The 18,391-nt window shown below is 41.2% G+C and carries 16 protein-coding genes and 2 pseudogenes; 11 read left to right on the forward strand and 7 right to left on the reverse strand.

Annotated elements, in window-relative coordinates; genetic code table 11:
* Positions 1-393 (reverse strand): Rpn family recombination-promoting nuclease/putative transposase (locus IM479_RS13855; RefSeq protein ID WP_502882669.1); only part of this gene is annotated, 393 nt, incomplete at its 3' end.
* Positions 394-1,053: 660 nt separating this feature from the next.
* Entirely contained in the window at positions 1,054-2,007 is a 954-nt protein-coding gene (locus IM479_RS13860; protein WP_287699463.1) for an RpnC/YadD family protein, read from the reverse strand.
* A gap of 602 nt (positions 2,008-2,609) precedes the next feature.
* Between IM479_RS13860 and IM479_RS13865 the strand changes: the two genes are divergently transcribed.
* Positions 2,610-2,891: a hypothetical protein gene (locus IM479_RS13865; protein ID WP_002759713.1), complete on the forward strand. Its 282-nt coding sequence runs from the start codon at positions 2,610-2,612 to the stop codon at positions 2,889-2,891.
* 1 nt (position 2,892) lies between these two features.
* The gene (locus IM479_RS13870; RefSeq protein WP_002765899.1) at positions 2,893-3,159 is read left to right on the forward strand and encodes a type II toxin-antitoxin system RelE family toxin; all 267 of its coding nucleotides are present in this window, start codon (positions 2,893-2,895) and stop codon (positions 3,157-3,159) included.
* Between the two features lie 198 nt (positions 3,160-3,357).
* Here IM479_RS13870 and IM479_RS13875 read toward each other — a convergent pair whose 3' ends face one another.
* Positions 3,358-5,436 (reverse strand): NACHT domain-containing protein, encoded by a 2,079-nt coding sequence (locus IM479_RS13875; protein WP_287687021.1) that lies wholly within the window; start codon positions 5,434-5,436, stop codon positions 3,358-3,360.
* 215 nt (positions 5,437-5,651) lie between these two features.
* On the opposite strand from IM479_RS13875, the pseudogene IM479_RS13880 reads away from it, so the two are divergent.
* From IM479_RS13880 to IM479_RS13900, 5 genes and pseudogenes are all read left to right on the forward strand, one after another.
* Positions 5,652-5,864, forward strand: a pseudogene (locus IM479_RS13880) (aminotransferase class V-fold PLP-dependent enzyme); the annotation flags it as partial.
* Positions 5,865-6,082: 218 nt separating this feature from the next.
* A complete protein-coding gene (locus IM479_RS13885) occupies positions 6,083-7,825 on the forward strand; it encodes an ABC transporter ATP-binding protein (RefSeq protein ID WP_287675019.1) in 1,743 nt (580 codons plus the stop codon).
* Between the two features lie 217 nt (positions 7,826-8,042).
* Positions 8,043-8,525: a hypothetical protein gene (locus tag IM479_RS13890; protein WP_287076918.1), complete on the forward strand. Its 483-nt coding sequence runs from the start codon at positions 8,043-8,045 to the stop codon at positions 8,523-8,525.
* A gap of 116 nt (positions 8,526-8,641) precedes the next feature.
* Entirely contained in the window at positions 8,642-10,273 is a 1,632-nt protein-coding gene (locus tag IM479_RS13895) for a purple acid phosphatase family protein (RefSeq protein WP_287687022.1), read from the forward strand.
* Positions 10,274-10,320: 47 nt separating this feature from the next.
* The gene (locus IM479_RS13900; protein ID WP_287076915.1) at positions 10,321-10,716 is read left to right on the forward strand and encodes a hypothetical protein; all 396 of its coding nucleotides are present in this window, start codon (positions 10,321-10,323) and stop codon (positions 10,714-10,716) included.
* Positions 10,717-10,879: 163 nt separating this feature from the next.
* On the opposite strand, the pseudogene IM479_RS13905 reads toward IM479_RS13900, so the two are convergent.
* Both IM479_RS13905 and rimM read right to left on the reverse strand, forming a co-directional pair.
* A pseudogene (locus tag IM479_RS13905) lies at positions 10,880-11,083 on the reverse strand (IS701 family transposase); the annotation flags it as partial.
* A gap of 67 nt (positions 11,084-11,150) precedes the next feature.
* Positions 11,151-11,729 carry a ribosome maturation factor RimM gene (gene rimM, locus IM479_RS13910; protein ID WP_286824812.1) on the reverse strand — a complete coding sequence of 193 codons (579 nt, stop codon included), beginning with the start codon at positions 11,727-11,729 and terminating at the stop codon, positions 11,151-11,153.
* A 150-nt stretch (positions 11,730-11,879) separates the two neighbouring features.
* On the opposite strand from rimM, the gene IM479_RS13915 reads away from it, so the two are divergent.
* Positions 11,880-12,677, forward strand: coding sequence for a Tab2/Atab2 family RNA-binding protein (locus IM479_RS13915; RefSeq protein WP_287687023.1), 798 nt, complete (start codon positions 11,880-11,882; stop codon positions 12,675-12,677).
* Here IM479_RS13915 and IM479_RS13920 read toward each other — a convergent pair.
* Complete coding sequence (locus IM479_RS13920) at positions 12,660-13,454, reverse strand: CPBP family intramembrane glutamic endopeptidase (protein ID WP_287687024.1); 795 nt, start codon at positions 13,452-13,454, stop codon at positions 12,660-12,662. The two genes, IM479_RS13915 and IM479_RS13920, sit on opposite strands and share 18 nt — an antisense overlap.
* Positions 13,455-13,806: 352 nt before the next feature.
* Positions 13,807-14,193 carry an AbrB family transcriptional regulator gene (locus tag IM479_RS13925; RefSeq protein WP_287079308.1) on the reverse strand — a complete coding sequence of 129 codons (387 nt, stop codon included), beginning with the start codon at positions 14,191-14,193 and terminating at the stop codon, positions 13,807-13,809.
* Positions 14,194-14,725: 532 nt separating this feature from the next.
* Here IM479_RS13925 and IM479_RS13930 point away from each other — a divergent pair.
* From IM479_RS13930 to IM479_RS13940, 3 genes are all read left to right on the forward strand, one after another.
* Positions 14,726-15,709, forward strand: a complete 984-nt coding sequence (locus IM479_RS13930; RefSeq protein ID WP_287687026.1) for a succinate dehydrogenase/fumarate reductase iron-sulfur subunit — start codon at positions 14,726-14,728, stop codon at positions 15,707-15,709.
* Between the two features lie 73 nt (positions 15,710-15,782).
* Complete coding sequence (locus IM479_RS13935) at positions 15,783-16,784, forward strand: CsgG/HfaB family protein (protein ID WP_287687028.1); 1,002 nt, start codon at positions 15,783-15,785, stop codon at positions 16,782-16,784.
* Positions 16,785-17,089: 305 nt separating this feature from the next.
* Complete coding sequence (locus tag IM479_RS13940) at positions 17,090-18,052, forward strand: protochlorophyllide reductase (RefSeq protein WP_287687029.1); 963 nt, start codon at positions 17,090-17,092, stop codon at positions 18,050-18,052.
* Positions 18,053-18,391 lie beyond the last annotated feature (339 nt).

An 18,391-nucleotide genomic window follows, 5' to 3' on the forward strand; every position in this document is an offset into this window, starting at 1 on the left:
ATCGGAAAAATCGACCACATACTGACTAATTGCTGCTCTTTTTGGCTTTGGGTAAGAAAAAATTACAATCGGATAAATCGGTAAGACAAATTTCTCATGAAAGCGAGCAAAATAAGTAAACATTCGCCGATTAAACCACTTGCGGGAACTTTCCTGCGCCTCTACATGAATCAGAAAGAAAGATTCTTTTCCGCGAAACCTAACTTGTGCGACTAAATCGCTTTCATGTCTTTCTCCTTCCGTGACATCGGTAAATACTTCTTTGTCTAAAAAAGTAATCGAGTCCCTATCTAAATAATCCATCAATTGAGGAAAAAACAACTCGATAAATTCGATAAAAAAGGTGGAGATTAACTCCTTAAATAAGCGATCATGATCAATATTATTAGTCATGTAATATAATTTTAACGAATCTGAGCGGTGAATGACTACCAGAAAATAACAACTCTTTGATTCTAACAAGTTTAAGGTTACTTTGTCTCCTGAGAGGAAGTTGATTACTCCCCAAAACCTCACCACCAACTACCTTGATCTAACCACTGATTGCTTAGGTTGGTAGCTACATCGTAATTACTACCAAAAGCTGTCGAGAAAGAAAAAGACGATCAAAAACCGGTGCTAGAGGAAATTTGGCAACAGTAGTCATCTTCTGCTCCCAATTTCTGAGGTTCTCGAAAATCAATCAAAGGGGTTCGCACCTAGGCACAAGAAGTATAATCTAGACGGCTAATCAGAGTTTGAGGCGTTGGGCGATCGCCATTGTACCGCTACTCGGTTCGTCACCGTCCGAGGCTATACTTACTCCCTCAATGAAGTCAAGCATAAGACTTAAATCGTAACATTTCTTTACAAGACTTACGGTAAAAGTGGACAAAAGTGGAGCGGGTTAGCTCACTCTTAGGGTGTGTTAGCTGTAGCGTAACGCACCGTATAAGTCTGTATAATACGCTACAAATGTTTCCTAACAGGCGATTGGCCAGAAATCAAGAAAACGAGTTTCTTCAAGAAACAAATTTTCTTGATATTGAGGGTAAGCTGGGGGACAAACCAGAATTATTCAGGTTTGATTAACTGATTTAAATAGTCCTGAAAATCTGAGATTGAGTCAAGAGTAATCGCTTGTCTTAAGAGATTTTTTAGAAGAGAAGTGTCTTGAATTTGGCTAATCTCATCAACCAGTTCCGAAGGCACATTCTCAAACCGAATCTCAAGGGCATCAATGACAGATTCTCGAGCTTTTTGAATCATCCCTTTTTCCATTCCCATTCTTTCAACACTGGTAATATAAGGCATTCGTTTTTCCTCCTCGTACTGATTTAATTCCTGTTGAAACTCTTGTTCTAATTCAGTGGGTAAGCTCATCAGCCAATCGATAAACTTAAAGAGGTTGATAATATCCTCTCGTTGATAACCCTGTTCGTACAACCGTTTAGTTAATGCTAATTTCGCTTCTTTGCGCTTTTTTCGGTTTTGCCGAGTTTCTAAAGCTTGGAGATGCGCCATCACGACTGTAGCAAAAGGATTGCGGCTGGCTTCTAAAGCTGACCACTGCTGCTTGAATTCTAGCAACTTGACGACCGGAAAGCGAAAACTCACTTGACAATCAAATAACTCACGCTCAAATTGATTGGGTCGCCAAGAAGCATTATCATCACCTAAAACTGCCAAACTCGCTACTGAACGCCTGTAACGATCATAAATGCGGTAGTAATAGACAAACATCCGTTCAGCAAAGTCAATTTCTCGCTGACCTTGGATTTCTATGTGGATTAAAACCCAGGTCTCTTCTCCCGCCATACGATAAATTTTCACCAACTTATCGACGAGACGTTTGCCTAACTCAGCATCGCGCACCACTTGTTGAAGTTCTTTGTCGAGAAATTCAAAGCCTTGATTCCAATCAATACCCGCATGAGCTTGAGGAAAAAAGAAGGAAACAAAGTCTTTAAAGTAGATTTCTAAGACATCTTTCCAAGGAGTATCAAAATCAGTATTTGGGTTAGTCATTTCAGTTATCATACTAAATCCTTTGAGTATAGGCTACATATGAGGAGAGGCAATAGGCAAAAGGCAATAGGCAAAAGGAGCAATAGATAATCAGTTTTTAATAACAGGATTTAGGATCATACTAAATCCTGTTTAAAAAGTACAGGAGAGTGGGAAGCATCAGAACTGCAAAAGAGAAATTTCGAGCATTTGTACTAAAATTTCCTCTGGGCAGTTTCAATGCAGTACAGCTTATCGGCAAAAGCGTCCATAATTAGGGTTTGCTGAAAAAGTTTTTCGGTGGGGGGTGGGGGTTGGGGGTTGGGGGATGGGGGATGGGGGATGGGGGATGGGTTTTACCGATTTTCAGGTGGTCAACTACCTAATTTTCAGGGAAAAAGTACCTGAATTTTCCCCCTGATCACTCCCATGCCTGGTACTTTTTGATTGACAAAAAGTCTAAAAGTCGTACCCAACAAGGTTTTTAGATTTATTCAGCAGACCCTAAGTAGTTGGACAAAAATAAAGTTAACTGTGGGGTAAGGAGTCGGTCGTCAGGAGTCAGGAGACGGGATACACGCTAAGATACAAATAATAAACTTGAGAGAAGCACTTGATTAAATATGACTCTAACTGACGTTGAAGTAAATCCCTCGACTCCAGAAGATTTTTTAGATTCTGAAACATTAGTACAGGTCGATTTAATGCAGCAAAAGATTCAACAATATTTACAAACCCTATCAGTAGAAAATTTAAAGATGATTCTAGAATTTGCCGCTTATTTGTCAGATAAAGAAAGTGAAAAGGCAACGCAAGAAATTAGAGCAATCCCGAATATTATGGAACATTTGAAAGAAGCTGAAATGGATTTACAATCAGGTTGCCTCATTGATTGGGAAAGCTGAGATGACTTATAAAGTCCGTTTGACAGCTAAAGCAAATAAAGTTTATTCTGAAGCGGATCCAATCTTAAAAAAGAAGATTGCTAAGTGTTTAAAACTACTTCAAGAAACACCGAAAAATTACCCTCAAATTAAAGCATTAAAGGGAGAATTTGCTGGGAAGTATCGCTTCCGCGTTGGAGACTATCGGGTTATCTATACAGTTGATGATAGTCAGTCTCAAGTTATTGTCTTGCTGATTGAACATCGCAGTCAAGCTTACCGCCAATAAATAGGGTTTGCGGCAAAAAGGTTATTGTTGAAGTCAGTCAGGAAGCGGGAGTTTCAGGCTTTGTTGTCCTCTTTTTGCACTAATTTGTGTTCTATAAAAATGGTAATGCAAGGTTTTTGAAGCTCCCAATCCTCATAGTGTTAATATTCGGTAATCTCATCCAATTGGAAAGGCAAGATTTGAGAAAAAAAGTAGAAGTTAAGGAACGCGGAGCATTCGTTCTTCGATTTCTTGCCAAACGGTAGGGGAAATATTAACAGCCACTTTTTGGCAACTTAGTATTAATTCATTAACGTATAGATAATTTTGAAATATAATCCAGTCAGGTCTTCTCCAAGAAGAGAACCCAATTGGACTTTGCTTATAAAAATCTAGAATTATTTTTTCATCTGCTGAGATTTGATCAAATTCTAATTGTCCTAGTATTTTTTTTATAATTGAACTAATCAATGCAAAAATATGTGTTACTGTTTTTTCACTTGGCATTTGTTCACTGATTAACCAATATCGATAATGATTGTGATACAAAACATCAATACCAACATATTCTTGACTTAATTTATCTAATTCCTGAAGGAAAGGTTCGTCAAATTGTGGAGTACAATCTATGTAATTATTATACATATCTGACTGTATTCTATTATAGCGTTTGGTAAAATTAATCCCTGTATTTAATCTGTCAAAAAGAATGATTGAGCGTTTTGCAGAGGGTTTAACCGATTCTTTTAATTCACCAGTTGCTTGCTCTACCCAAACAAGAAATTTAGATAATTCGGCATTCTTCGCATATTTCTGGGCTTCTTTCTCCATTGCTAATAACAATTTATCGGCTTTCCCTCGCATCAAACCCGCCACTAACAAAAAGACCTCTTGCCAACGAGTTTCTGTTATATGATTCTTAACTGCTTCTTCAATCAAATCATTGTCATAGATATACTGAGCCGTGAGGTATTCCTGAAGGGTTAAATGAGAAAAAGAATAGACATATCTCGCCCGCTCTACTAAAATTCCCTGTTCAATTTCAATGGTTTTTAATACTTTTTCTCCGTCCAGATGTTGCGGAGCATTGAAGTTTTGTTTAAGGTGATCTTTAATTTGCTTAACAATTTCTCGTTTTTCTAGAAAAAGTTTATCTGCTACAAAATTCTGATAAGCAATTTCAGATAGCAAAATTTCTTCTTGCTCAATACTGAGATTTTCATAAACTAAACCGCGATTAGGTAAACGTTTTTCGGCTGACCATTTTTCCAATAAAATTCGTAACGCATCTTGATAAAGGCGACTGCGATTTGTGGGAAAAGATTGATTTTCATCATAAACCAAACACAAAAAAGTCAACAATAACGGTGTATGGGCTAACTCTTTTGCACTTTTATACTCCTCCTTTTGCAACAGTTCCCAACAATTTTTAGCCGTCTCATTTTTGCGATCTAATTCGGAACTAAACCAATGTTCAATAAAACTTTGAATTTGCTGATCATCAAATTCGACAATTTCAATATCGGTAAATCGTTGAAGATGAGTTCTAGCAGCAGTGCGACAGGAGAGAATAAAACGATTTTTATAATGCCTATCTACAAAATCTTTAATTTTCTCGATTACATTATTCACATTAGCTGTTGGCACTTCATCCAAACCATCTAATAAAATTAGTAATTCCCCTTTTTCTAGTTTATTGCTAATATTTTTTTCCACATTGGGAAAACCACAAATTTTAAACTCCTCTTCAATTAATGCCTGAATATTAATCTCGTTTTCTTTAAAGTTTTTCAACTCCAGTAAAACAGGTGTTAGAGAATGCTGATAACTGTCTTTATTTCCCTTGAGAGCTTCTAGCCCAACTTTTCGCAAAAATGTAGATTTACCAATGCCGGGATCACCAAGTACCATTAAATATTGTTCTTGATTCGCCAAAAGTAAACCATCTTTTTTACCATCATCCCTAAAGTTAAATCGTCGCTGCTTACTCTCACGATATTTATTTTCTAAATTTTCATCATAATAATCCCTGACTAAATTCCCCAAACATTTGACATTAACATAAATTGACTCCAAATCCATCGGCTTAGACATTTTTAAAACCTTAATCATGCCGTGCCGATCCCAGTAACGTTGAGTATATTCCCGCAAAAAAAGATACTTTCCTTCTTTGATAAGCTGCCCGACATCTTTATTCAATAACTCATTTTTATTAATACCCTCCCACCCCGATTTAATCATTTGGCCAATAAAATTATTAGTCAATGCTGTTACAATGGTTGTTTCAATTCCTGTCATAACTTAACCCCTGTAAATCCTCTGACCCTTAGTATAAGCCAGAAAGCGGGTTTCTCATCAACCCAGAAACCCGCTTTCTCATCAACAACCCAGAAAGCGGGTTTCTCATCAACCCAGAAACCCACTTTCTTTAAGAAAGCGGGTTTCTAATCCTTAAGCCGCTAAACTGGGAATAGCTGCTTGTCCTTGGCTCTCATTTCTCAGATTGTCAAATAATGCAAATTTATCTTGACTATAGTGCCACTACCCCCACTCATCCCCAAGTGATCGAGCGGGTTGCCACTATTCTCCAGCGTCATTGGGGCAACCCCTCCAGTTTACACACTTGGGGACAGGATACGGCGACAGTCATCGAAATGGCCAGAGAACAGGTAGCAGGGTTAATTAATGCCAATTCAGACCAGATTATCTTCACTTCTGGCGGTACGGCTATCAAGCTAAAATTGATCAGCCCCCCTGGTAAACCGCCCAAGGCTGGTTCTAATGTTAAACCGAAGGCCAAATCAGGACAAGGAGAAAAAATAAAAATTCTTGGGTGGGAAATGTGGCCGCATCTCATAATCCACTGATTATCTATTCCCCCTTTTGCCTGTTCCCTGTTCCCTATTCTAACTGATAACTGATCACCGATTACTGATAACTGAATATGGCTTATTCTCGCATTAAAAAACTAGCAAATTATCTACGTCCCCATTGGCAAATAGTAACTGGGGGGGTAGTTGCTCTGCTTATTGTTAATCTTTTGGGTGTTTATATACCGCTTTTAATCCGGGATAGCATCGATGATTTGAGTAAATCCTTTGACTTTCAAAAAATCATTTATTATCTGATTTTAATTGTCGCTTTAGCCTCGATTATGTGGTTTATCCGCATGATTTCCAGAGTATTGTTATTCGGGATCGGTCGTCAGGTAGAGTTCGAGCTTAAACAAAAAATCTTTCAGCATTTATTAACCCTTGAACCTGCCTATTTTTCTCGGCAAACTTCAGGAGATTTAATCAACCGTGCCACTAGCGATGTGGATAATATCCGTCGTCTGGTGGGTTTTGCTTTGCTCAGTTTGGCTAATACTTTTTTTGCCTATGGGTTAACTTTGCCTGTAATGTTAGCGATTCATATTCCCCTTTCAATCGCCGCTATTTCTGTCTATCCTTTGATGTTAATTGCGGTGCAGTTATTTAGTGGTCGTCTGCAGCGGCAACAGAAAAAAGTACAAGAAAAACTCTCGCATCTGAGCGATTTAATTCAAGAGGATATGAGTGGTATTACTCTGATTAAAATTTATGCCCAAGAAGGTAACGAGCGCCGAGCATTTAAGCAAAGAAATCGCGAATTATTACAGGCTAATTTAGATTTAGTCCAGACTCGTAATTTTCTTTTTCCCCTGATTGAAGCTTTGGCCTATGTCAGTTTATTGGCGTTGCTTGCTCTCGGTACTAGACAAATTATAGCGGGTAATATCACCATTGGGGACTTTATTGCTCTGTTAATTTTGGCAGAAAGATTAGTTTTTCCCACTGCTTTATTAGGTTTCACTATTACTGCCTACCAACAGGGAGAAGTGAGTATAGATCGTCTGGAAACTATCCTATTAGCCGAGGCTAAAATTAAAGACAATGCCGATTGTATTCACTTAAAAAATATTCAAGGAAAAATTACCGCCAAAGCCTTGACTTTTTTCTATCCTGATGCTAAGGAACCCGCCTTAAAATCTCTTTCTTTTACCATTAATCCGGGGGAAACGGTAGCGGTCGTCGGTGCGATCAGATCGGGAAAATCTACCCTTGCTAACGCTATTCCCCGTCTTTTGAATATTGCTGAGGGACAGTTATTTATTGATGATCAAGATGTCACTCAAATTGCCCTGGAAGAGCTGCGAAAAGCGATCGCTTATGTTCCCCAAGAAAGTTTTTTATTTAGTACCACTATTGAAGATAATATCCGTTATGGCGATCCGCTGCTGAATTTTTCGGCAGTGGAATCGGCGGCCAAACAAGCGAGAATTCAGGAGGAAATCGAGAATTTCCCGCAAAAATACGGAACTTTAGTGGGAGAACGTGGGATTACTCTTTCCGGTGGTCAACGTCAACGGGCCTCTTTAGCGCGCGCTTTAGCCATCCAAGCACCGATTTTAATCCTTGATGATGCCCTATCTAGCGTCGATAATCAAACGGCTACAGCTATTTTGGAAAATATCAGCCAAGAAAGCCAAAAAACCGTGATTTTTATCTCCCATCAATTATCGGCCGCTGCCACTGCCGATCGCATTTTTGTCATGGATCGCGGAGAAATTGTCCAGATAGGAACCCACGAGGAGTTAATCGCAGTCCCCGGAGTCTATCAAAATCTCTGGCAACAGCAGCAGTTAGAGTCTAAGGTTTTACATTAGCCGATAAAACAGGGAATCTGCCAGTTATTGCCAGTGAGTAGGAGAATTTAAGAATGATTTAATGGCTATTTTGTCGATTTAATGGCAGTAAAAGCCAAGAATCTCACTCAACACTTTATCAAAAAAATTTCTAGCTAATTTTTGTGTTATCTTGATTTCTCGTGGCACAGGTAATGTGCTAAAAACCGAATAGAAGTCCACTTGAACCGAGAAATTCATGCTTAAAAATCTGAGTAAAACCGCTCTTTTAGCCACTGCTACCCTGATCGGTGTCCCTAGCGTCTTCATTCAGCCGACAATTGCCCAAATGCCTACTCTAGGAGATGGTATCATCTGTACAGCAACTGGCAAAACCGCCCAAGGAGTAAAACTATATGTTTATACTTCTGAAATTGATGACGACTCAATCAACAAAAAAGAACCGGTGACTCTGACAATGGTTTCCCCGGTTAGTGATGTGGTGGAAGGGCAAATTTTGGTAGTTAACAAAGACGATAACACCGTAACGATTGATAATTTTGCTGCCGCAACTCCCCCGGAAATGCAGCCAATAGGATTAGCTGTCACTACCTATCAAGGTAGAAATACTTTTAGTGGAAAAAGTCAAGCAGGAACACCGGTTAGTTTTACCCTAGAAAACAATCTTCGCACCATTAAAGTTAAGCATGGTGGTGATTCTTTCACGGGAGTCTGTCACTAAAATTACCCTAAGAGCGGTTAACAGTTTTGTTAGTCCTCTTTAACTTGAGCATCTCAAAAGCTGGATGTTATATTAATCCAGCTTTTTTAATTATAATTAGTTATCTTTTAGCGACAATGAACAAGAATCAACTTTTAAGCGAACCTTTTTTACAATTACCCACCGAAACATCAATAAAAGTGGTTTGGTTTACGGAATTTTTTGGCACTCGTCATCAGGTGCGCTACGGGGAAAAACTAGAGAAAATTGCCCTCGCTCGCACTAGCAAATTAACTAGAGTTAGAGAAGATGCCAAATCGACAACCCTTGAAGCTTATCAATCTTTAACCGATCGAGAAATCTGGCGACATCAGGCCGAAATTACTGATTTAAATCCCGGGGAAAGGATTCCCTATCAAGTCACCAGTTTTCAGGAAAATACAGCGATTAGAAGTGATCTTTATACCCTTACCCCAACACCAAAAAAAGGAACTAATCTCAAAATTCTGCTCACTTCCGATCATCAATTAATGCCGATGACTGCCGCTAATTTGCAAAAAGTTAGCGAAACTATTGGACAGGTAGATGCGGTTTTTTTAGCCGGAGATTTAGTTAATATACCCGATCGAGCGTCGGAATGGTTTGATGATAGTCGCGGTGGGTCATTTTTTCCCTGTTTACAAGGTCGTGCTAATTATACTCTCACAAAAAATGGCATTCAAACTATTTATAAAGGAGGTGAAATTATTCAAAATGCACCCTTATTTCCTGCTATTGGTAATCATGAAGTTATGGGCAGATTTTCTACTTCCAGAGGTTTAAATGAACAGTTTGAAGATGCTATTCCTCACTTTATTGCTAAAAAACTAGCAGAGGATACAGCAGAAATTAATGAAAACTGGTTAAAAAATAAGGCTTTCAACACAGAAACCTACGAAGAAATTTTTTCTTTGCCTCAAAATAAATATTATTCTCTAACTTTTGGTGATATTCGTTTAGTGGTTTTATATGTTACTAATATCTGGAGAAATCCCAATTTAGAACCCAGTGCAAGGGGAAGATATTACGAAAATCAAAGAGATTTAGATAGACCCGATCGATGGGGTTACGGTCAGCATATTTTTGAGCCAATTGCTCAGGGTAGTCCTCAATATCAATGGTTAAAAAAAGAGTTAAATAGTCGAGAATTTCAAGAGGCTAAATATAAAGTAGTTATGTTTCATCATCCTCCCCATACCCTAGGAGGAAATATCGTTCCACCCTACACCGATCCCCTACCGACAATTCAAGAGGATGCCACGGGAAAAGTTACATCAGTACGCTATGATTATCCCCAAGAAAATGATTATATTATTCGCGATCTAATTCCTTTATTAGAATCGGCCAAGGTTAATTTGGTTTTCTATGGTCATTCTCATTTATGGAATCGTTTTCTTAGTCCTAACGGCACTAATTTTCTCGAATCTTCTAACGTAGGTAATAGTTATGGTGCTTATTTAGGTGATAAAAAACGTCCTGTACCTCTCGATAGAAATTATGCAGCCATCGGTAATCCTAATGGATTAGCAGCAATTATCCCGAATATTGCTCCTCTAGTGGATTGGGTTAATCAACCTTTACCCTATATTGCCAGTAATGATGTGACGGTTTTTAGCATTTTAGATACAGAAAAAGGAACCGTGAGCAGTTATCGTTTTGATACTCGTTATCCTGACTCCGAAGTAATTAAATTTGATGAATTTGACCTTTTTAGCATAGGTGAAATATAATAAAATCAAAGAGTGCCGGTTAAATAGATTCTCTTGGGGTTAATTCTATGACTACTGTTACTAGCAATGATATTCAAGAATTGAAAGACTTACTCTCGGCAATGCGACAGGAAAACCGCGAGCAGATGATTTCCCTGCGAGAAGAAACCCGCAAGCAAATTGATACGCTAAAGGAAGATAATCGCAAACAACTAGAAACCCTGAGAGAAGAAAATAACCAGCAATTTATTAACCTACACAAAGAAATCACGGAAGTCAAAATTATCACGGCTAAAATTGAAGGAACAATTCAATCCCAAGCAATATTAACCCAAAAAATTCCTGATTTAATCGAGAAAGTTGGGGAATTAAAAAACTGGAAACAAATAGCTATTGTCGCTATCACTGCTTTTACCAGTGCCACAATTACTTGGTTTATTCGAGGAGGAAATTTAAAACCTTAAAGTCTGGCATTTTTCTCAATTCCTAATTGGTGCATTTGCAGAATAATCGGTTTCAGGGTTTCTCCGAAAGCGGTTAAAGAATGGTCGATTCGCCACCGCCTTTGCAGTCCCCCAGTTAACTTATGCCACAGGATAAATGTATAGGCACAAAACACCAAGATAAAATAAAGTGGTGTAATCGGTTATAAATCACTCCGAAGGCATTATTGGTCATTTGAGTTAGATTTTTCCTTTCACTTTCCCCTAATAATCCTCCTAAATACTGTCTGAACCCATTTTTTTGCGCTTCGCTCTTGAAGCAATTGTCAAAACGTCCACACCATCGGTCAAAGCAGGGAAGCATCGCGGCCGGGGTTGTCTCTTTCATCGCTGCTCTCTCAGCGTCAAGTGCTTATTCTATAACGATTATACTCTTGTTGATCGTTTAAGTCCCACTAGGATAAATTGATCTCTAATAACCCCGGTGGTGGCGCAATCTCGATGCGTGCCGCTTTCAGATCCACCAGTGGAACAATTTCTTTGACGAAGGGGACCAAGGCCCTGGCCTCTGAGTCGGAGGATGGACTTTTTTTCTTGACAGAGGCGAGATTTGCTTCTAGTTGCACTGCTAAAATGTCATTACCCGCCCAGAAAATATCTACCACAACCCCGATTTTTTCTCCTGTAAGGTGATGATAAACCTCTAAGTTCACTAGCTCGCTAACATGATATTCATCCGCTTTTAGGTGAGGTTTTTCTAGTTTATTTGCCCATAACTTATATCCGCGCAAAGCTTCGGCTTGTTCCCGATTTTCAACCCCCTCTAACTTGATAACATAAACATTTTTGCCTGGTAGCTCACGTCCCCTGAGCAGAGTAATTTCTCGGATTTCTCCCCCTTGGATCCCTTGTATTCCCCTCACCCCTCGCTTCTGAAAACGTTCGGGAAAATCTGATACCGATAAAACTCGCAATTCTCCCTCCAGTCCCTGGGGCGCTACTATTGTCCCAATTTCTAGCCAATTTTCTTCCATTGTCTCGACATTTTTTGCTATAGCTTTCCTTAGTATATAGCCTTTTTTGTCTCGCTCCTAGATTTTAAAAGTCTTGGTAAGGTAAAATTTTTAGTTGACCTCTACTCCTGACCATTTTTTGACTTTTTACTGGTGACTTTTTACTGAATTATGACTATTTGGCAAGCGGATTTTTATAAATCTTCATCTTCTTCCCCTCTTGGCACAGTCTGGCAATTGTTAATTTCCGATCCTCTGGGTCATCTTATCTATGAAAATTCCTGTCCCCAATCGCAAGCTAATAGCGACTGGTTAACCCAACAGTTACAGCAAGCTTGTCAAGTCTCCTCCCCAGAAATTATCCAAGTTTTTCGCCCCCAATGCGCCAATTTATTCCTCCTCGCTGGTCAAAATTTACAGATCAAAATCGAGTTAACCCGTCACGTTAACGCCCTCAAAAAACAGCTAGAATTGCGGCAAATTCCCATAAATATCGACTCTCCTCCACCACAACCCGTACCCGACCAATTTTTAGGTCAAGAGTGGCGTTTTGCTCGTTTTCCCGCCGTTGATTTAGTTAACTTTTTTGGCGATCGCCGAATACCGATTCTTTCCCTACCAGAGGCCTTTTCTCCTTTAAAACTAGGTTTAGCCTCCACTTTAACGATCCCCGGTGTGGTTATTACCGGTGGTAAAAAATCTTTGGCGATCGCTCGTTGGTTAGGGGAAATTAACCCGGTATTTATCGCTCATATTCCCACAGAAACGGGGCGATCGGGCGGTTTAGTCTTGGAATCGGGTCTCAATGAGCGTTGGATTTTCCTGACCTACGAAGATGAAGAAGTGGCCCGGGCAGCCAATGCTTATCAAGCAACCAAAGAGGAAAGCCAAGGTTTGCACTTTCTCCTCATACAACCGGATGATTCCGGTCGCACTTTTACCGGCTTTTGGCTACTGAAGCAGGTTTAACCCCCAAGCTGTCCCCAAGAGGCAGAGAATGCCTGCTAAACCGGCTAAAGGTTGGTTATAGATACCTTTAACCCAAACTAACCCAGAATCGCTGTAAGACATCAATTCGGCACTGTCTAGCAAGGCCAATCCCCATACCCAACCGCCATGAAGTCCCCAAGCTAATCCTAAACTACCATGATCGATCGCCCGGGCCCAGACCAGAACCATCCCCATCAGAAATAAACCGGGTAGTTGCGGCAGAGTTTGCTGACGTTCCCAAAGCAGGTGCAGCAGGGCAAAAATTAGGCTAGAAATGGCTCCCGCCACCCAAAAACCGTATTCTTGGCTTAATTGGCTCAAAAAGATGCCCCGAAAGATTAATTCCTCGGTAATACCCACCCAGAGAGCCACTATCAACAGGGGTAAACTCAAGGAAAAAGCGCGAGCGAGGTTTTTGGGCTGCCAATGTACCCATGTCAAAATCCCCTCTAGGAAAAAAATTATCCCTAATCCCACCACTGCCAGGATTAATCCTTTAGTTAGGGAGATAAATAGGGAAAATGAGCAAATTAATCCGTAATTATGGAGGCTGCTCCCCTCTATCTTTAATAATCCCCAGATAACTAAGGGAGCCAATGCGTAAAGAGAGGCCACCAGTGGCAATTTCTGGTCAGGTTTTGTACCTTGCAGCGGTTGCCATCCCAAACGACTCCCTAAAACAATGGCAATCGGCAGCCAGAGAATTAACCAGGCTAACAGGAAAATAATAATTTTTATTAAGGCAGCCATGTCCATTGTCAATTAGGTGCTAGGGAACTGGGGTGTGGGGTGTGGGGTTTTGGGGTTTTGGGGTATTAGTTGAAATTTCCCTACCCCCTACCCCTAACACCCATAAAACAAACCCTCTAGGGATAGAATAACTGTGGAACTTTGCTCTGGTAAAGCCTAGCTCCAACAAAAATCCATCCCTAGGGGGTTGCGAAAAAGAAGAAAAAGTGCTTAAGGAAAACCCCTCGAGTTGATGAAAGAGGCGGTCAGGGGTTAGAATTAGGGATAAGAATCTATATTGTCTTTTTGGTCGGTCTTGTCAAAACTAGCCCTTTTGACTGCCGATTTTTTTTATCCTTATCCCTACTTCGTAACCTATTTAAGCTCCTACCGATTCTTCTGATTCCGTTTGTTTGAGGTGGATGTGCTTGTAGCCAAGTTTGATTTCAAACTCATCGCCGGGCTGCAAGTTCATTTGTTCGGTATAGGTGGAACCGATGACGATTTGACCATTTTTGTGGACACTAACCCGGAAAGTGGGTTCGCGGCCGCGGCCATCTTTAGTGCCTTCGGGATCGAGAGGAACCCCTTTTGCACCCAAAACAGCATCGTAAAAGTCGGTTAAATTGACCCGAACTTGGCCATCTTTACTTTGGGAGTAGTAACCACAACGTTTTGCCGTTTCGCGACGGGGTAAGTGGGCCAACTCTTTGACTTTTTGAAGTAGAGCTTTCCCGGTTAGGGGAGTAGGAGAGATATCATTCATGGTACTTTTAAATGTTCCTTGATTTTTGACTGGCTGTCAATTAAGTTTACACTGACAAATTGATCATACCAAAAATCTTGCCAAAAATGTCTAGAGGGGAATAATAAATTTTTTAAAACTGATGGTTCTGTGATGACAATCGTGCTAAGAAGACCCCAGACTAGGTAGTAAGTGTAGGCCTTGTGGGGGAGAGGAAATTTTTGGCCAAGACTCGCGCAATTTTTGGTCGGGTGCGAGGAAAACAGGGAGGAGAAAGTGAGGACATAAAACGGATCAAGCTATACCTGGCAAGGAATTGAGAAACTATACTTGTGGTTGGAGTTGGCAAAAAACTAATGACCCAGAGCAGTAAATCCGGGGTGATTAAACTGTTTTCGAGCGACTTGCCCATCTATGATTAGGTCTAGATACCCACCCCTTGGCGCAACCGACCGGGGAAAATCTTAAGGATTAATTACCATTACTAGCTCCCCTTTGGCCCGTTAACATCGATTATCCTGAGTATTAGGAGTCCCTCATCCCCGTGCCGAGTATGGAAGTTTCTTTTAAAATTCTGCGTCAACAACCCAACGACACCCCTTACCTAGAAAATTTTACCCTAGAGGTGGAGGCGGGAAATACAATTCTCGACTGCCTTAATCGCATCAAATGGGAACTTGATGGAACTTTGGCCTTTCGTAAAAATTGCCGCAATACAATTTGTGGCAGCTGTGCGATGAAAATTAACGGCCGTTCGGCCTTGGCTTGTCAAAAAAATATCGCCAGTGAATTAAACCATTCTAGCCAAAAAGATGTCGGAGAAATTCCCGAAATCACGATCGCACCTCTGGGTAATTTACCGATTATCCGGGATTTAATCGTCAATATGCAACCGTTTTGGGACGATTTAGAAAAGGTTGAACCTTATATTAGTAGTCAAGCGCGCACCATTCCCGAACGAGAATTTCTGCAAACTCCAGAAGAAAGAGCCAATCTCAATCAGATGGGTAACTGCATTATGTGCGGCGCCTGTTATTCGGAATGTAATGCCAAGCAAGTCAATCCCGATTTTGTCGGTCCCCACGCTTTAGCAAAAGCGCAGCGCACCTTAGTGGATTCCCGCGATGGTAATCAGGAAAGTCGCCTAGAACTTTATAACCAAGGCACCGCAGGGGTTTGGGGTTGTACTCGTTGCTATTTCTGTAATGCGGTTTGTCCCATGGAAGTGGCTCCCATGGATCAAATCGGTAAAATTAAACAGGAAATACTCGCTCGCAAGTCGGACGATAGTAGTCGTCCCATTCGTCACCGGAAAGTTTTAGTGGAATTAGTCAAAGCAGGGGGATGGGTTGATGAACGCAAATTCGGCATCTATGTGCTGGGCAATTATTGGCGCGATTTACAGGGTTTATTAAGTATTGCCCCCTTGGGATTGCGGATGATTGCTAAGGGTAAATTCCCCACTTCCTTTGAAGCTTCCGAGGGAACCGAGGAAGTCAGAGGTTTAATTACTGCTATTCAAAATTCTCGCTCTTGATCACTCTCGATAGTTAGAGCAATTTTGAGATGATTATGATCTATATTCTATATTGACTGGAGAACCCATTATCATGTTCGATCGAGATAGTATCCGTGGTTTTTCTGCCCTGATTACCCTTATGGGAGTTGCTTCTAGTTTGGGTTTTAGCTTCAACGCACCGGCTTTCTCCCAAGCTATCTCTAACAATTTACCATTACTCTTAGCCCAAAAAAGCGAAAAGGTGCGAGTAGCGGTTTTAGACTTCGATTATAGCGGTCTCAGTAATCCCCAGTGGTTAACATTTCTCAATGGTGGAGCCAGTGGTGTCAGTGATATTCTCGTCAATAAATTGGTGGAAAGTGGTCGCTATACAGTCATTGAGCGCAGTCGCATTGATGCTGTCCTCAGAGAACAAAATTTGGGGGCTTCGGGACGGGTAGATGCCGCTACTGCCGCTCAAATCGGGCAAATTTTAGGGGTAGATGTGGTGATTATCGGTTCGATTACCCAATTCGATTTACAAAAAAAACAATCTGGTGGCTCGTTTATTATTTTTAGCACGGCCAAGACAGAAACCGATGCTTTTGTCAAGTTAAATGTCCGGGCAATTAATACCACCACGGCCGAAATTATTACCACCGCTCAGGGAGATGGTACTGCCAATCAATCCGATGGTTCAACCGTGGTTTTAGGGGTTGGGGGTGGTTCCCAAACCTCCAACGAAGGGAAATTACTCAGTATTGCCACCGATAAGGCAGTGGCGCAGGTGGTGGATAATCTCAATGATAAAGCCGACCAAATCGCCGCTACACCTCGCTCGCTCCCGACTGTCACCGCTTTAGTGGCTGCCGTGGCGGGAAATCAGGTAATTCTCAATAAAGGTACGGGAGAAGGCTATCGTGTCGGTTTACGCATTTCCATCGAACGGACGACTCAAACGGTCAAGGATCCGCAAACGGGTAAGGTTATCCGTCAGATTACTCAACCGATTGGCACTCTCGAAATTGTCGAAGCTGATGGTCAATCTAGCGTCGGTCGCATCATTACCGGTAATGGTTTTAAAGTCGGTGATTTAGCTAAACCGATTCGTTAATTGGGGATTGGAGTGTGGGGTGTAGGGTGTAGGGTGTTGTAGGGTGTAGGGTGTGGGGTGTAGGGTGTGGGGTGTAGGCTGTGGGGTGTAGGCTGTGGGGTGGTGGGGAGATCGGTAAACTTAAAACTCAAATCTGATCACTGATAACTGATAACTGATCACTGATCACTGATAAGTGAACACTCAGGAAAATTTGAAGTTATGTAAAGCGAACCCCGGGGTCAGGTAAGACAACCGATAAAATTTATAATCGGAATCCCTTGGATATTCCCTAGACCAGAGCGATTAACGAAAATTATCAAAAAATGATACAAGATAAAAAACCCACGGTGATCATTACTGGGACAACTTCTGGAGTCGGTCTCTACGCCGCTAAATCCCTTGCTCAAAGAGGTTGGTTTGTGGTTATGGCCTGTCGGGATATCCCGAAAATGGAACAGGCCGCCAAGGAGTTGAACATTCCCCGGGATAACTACTGTATTGAATTTATCGACCTCGGTTCCCTCGATAGCGTCCGGCGCTTCGTTAAAAATTTCCGGGCCTTGGGCAGATCTCTAACCGCTTTAGTCTGCAATGCCGCTATCTATATGCCTTTGCTCAAAGAACCCTTAAGAAGTCCCGACGGTTATGAATTGAGCATGGCCACCAATCATTTAGGTCATTTCCTGCTGTCGAATTTGCTCTTGGAAGATCTAAAAAATTCTCCCTCTCCCGACCGCCGTTTAGTCATTCTCGGCACTGTCACCCATAATCCCGATGAATTAGGCGGTAAAATTCCTCCTCGTCCCGATTTGGGCGATTTAGACGGGTTTGCCAAGGGTTTCCAAGAGCCGATTACCATGGCCGACGGCAAAAATTTTGAATCGGTCAAAGCCTATAAAGATAGTAAGGTGTGTAATGTTCTCACCATGCGGGAACTGCACAAACGCTATCACCAATCGACCGGAATCACTTTTACTTCCCTCTATCCGGGTTGTGTGGCCGATACACCCCTTTTCCGCAACCATTACCCCTTTTTCCAGCAGTTTTTCCCCTGGTTCCAGAAAAATATCACCGGTGGCTATGTTTCCCAAGAATTAGCCGGGGAAAGAGTCGCTATGGTGGTTGCTGACCCCGAATACCGTCAATCCGGTGCTTACTGGAGTTGGGGCAACCGTCAGAAAAAAGAGGGTAAATCCTTTGTTCAAAGGGTTTCTCCTCAAGCTCGCGACGAGGAAAGAGGCGCAAAAATGTGGGAATACAGCGCTAAATTAGTCGGATTAGCCTAATTTACGATTTTAAGACTAAAAAAGGACACAAGTTAACTTGTGTCCTTGTCGAAACGGGGAGGCCAGAGCAGCAAGAAACAATCCATAACTGGGTTTTTAAAGCTCGATCGGCAGTTAATGATATGGCGTTGTCAAATGTAAAGATGAATCAAGCAAAAGTGTAGGGAACTGGAACATCCTTAAACTTAAGGTAATGAATTAGGGTTTGCTGAAAGAAGCTACAACCTTTATTGGAAAAGGCTTTTAGCTAGATTGAGAGTCGCTCAGGTGCCCCTGAATCTGCTAAAATTACTCAAAACCCTTGCATCTTCTCTCCTTAGTACCAATGTATCGCAAGAT

The organism is Microcystis sp. M165S2 (assembly GCF_020245885.1).
Lineage (GTDB): Bacteria > Cyanobacteriota > Cyanobacteriia > Cyanobacteriales > Microcystaceae > Microcystis.

Bases quoted from the DNA above. Each gene is read 5' to 3' on its own strand.
- IM479_RS13860 (WP_287699463.1), bottom strand. From the start codon at position 2,007: ATGACTAACCCAAATACTGATTTTGATACTCCTTGGAAAGATGTCTTA.
- IM479_RS13865 (WP_002759713.1), top strand. From the start codon at position 2,610: ATGACTCTAACTGACGTTGAAGTAAATCCCTCGACTCCAGAAGATTTT.
- IM479_RS13930 (WP_287687026.1), top strand. From the start codon at position 14,726: ATGGAAGTTTCTTTTAAAATTCTGCGTCAACAACCCAACGACACCCCT.
- IM479_RS13870 (WP_002765899.1), top strand. From the start codon at position 2,893: ATGACTTATAAAGTCCGTTTGACAGCTAAAGCAAATAAAGTTTATTCT.
- IM479_RS13925 (WP_287079308.1), bottom strand. From the start codon at position 14,193: ATGAATGATATCTCTCCTACTCCCCTAACCGGGAAAGCTCTACTTCAA.
- IM479_RS13940 (WP_287687029.1), top strand. From the start codon at position 17,090: ATGATACAAGATAAAAAACCCACGGTGATCATTACTGGGACAACTTCT.
- IM479_RS13915 (WP_287687023.1), top strand. From the start codon at position 11,880: ATGACTATTTGGCAAGCGGATTTTTATAAATCTTCATCTTCTTCCCCT.
- IM479_RS13920 (WP_287687024.1), bottom strand. From the start codon at position 13,454: ATGGACATGGCTGCCTTAATAAAAATTATTATTTTCCTGTTAGCCTGG.
- IM479_RS13935 (WP_287687028.1), top strand. From the start codon at position 15,783: ATGTTCGATCGAGATAGTATCCGTGGTTTTTCTGCCCTGATTACCCTT.
- IM479_RS13885 (WP_287675019.1), top strand. From the start codon at position 6,083: ATGGCTTATTCTCGCATTAAAAAACTAGCAAATTATCTACGTCCCCAT.
- IM479_RS13900 (WP_287076915.1), top strand. From the start codon at position 10,321: ATGACTACTGTTACTAGCAATGATATTCAAGAATTGAAAGACTTACTC.
- rimM (WP_286824812.1), bottom strand. From the start codon at position 11,729: ATGGAAGAAAATTGGCTAGAAATTGGGACAATAGTAGCGCCCCAGGGA.
- IM479_RS13890 (WP_287076918.1), top strand. From the start codon at position 8,043: ATGCTTAAAAATCTGAGTAAAACCGCTCTTTTAGCCACTGCTACCCTG.
- IM479_RS13875 (WP_287687021.1), bottom strand. From the start codon at position 5,436: ATGACAGGAATTGAAACAACCATTGTAACAGCATTGACTAATAATTTT.
- IM479_RS13895 (WP_287687022.1), top strand. From the start codon at position 8,642: ATGAACAAGAATCAACTTTTAAGCGAACCTTTTTTACAATTACCCACC.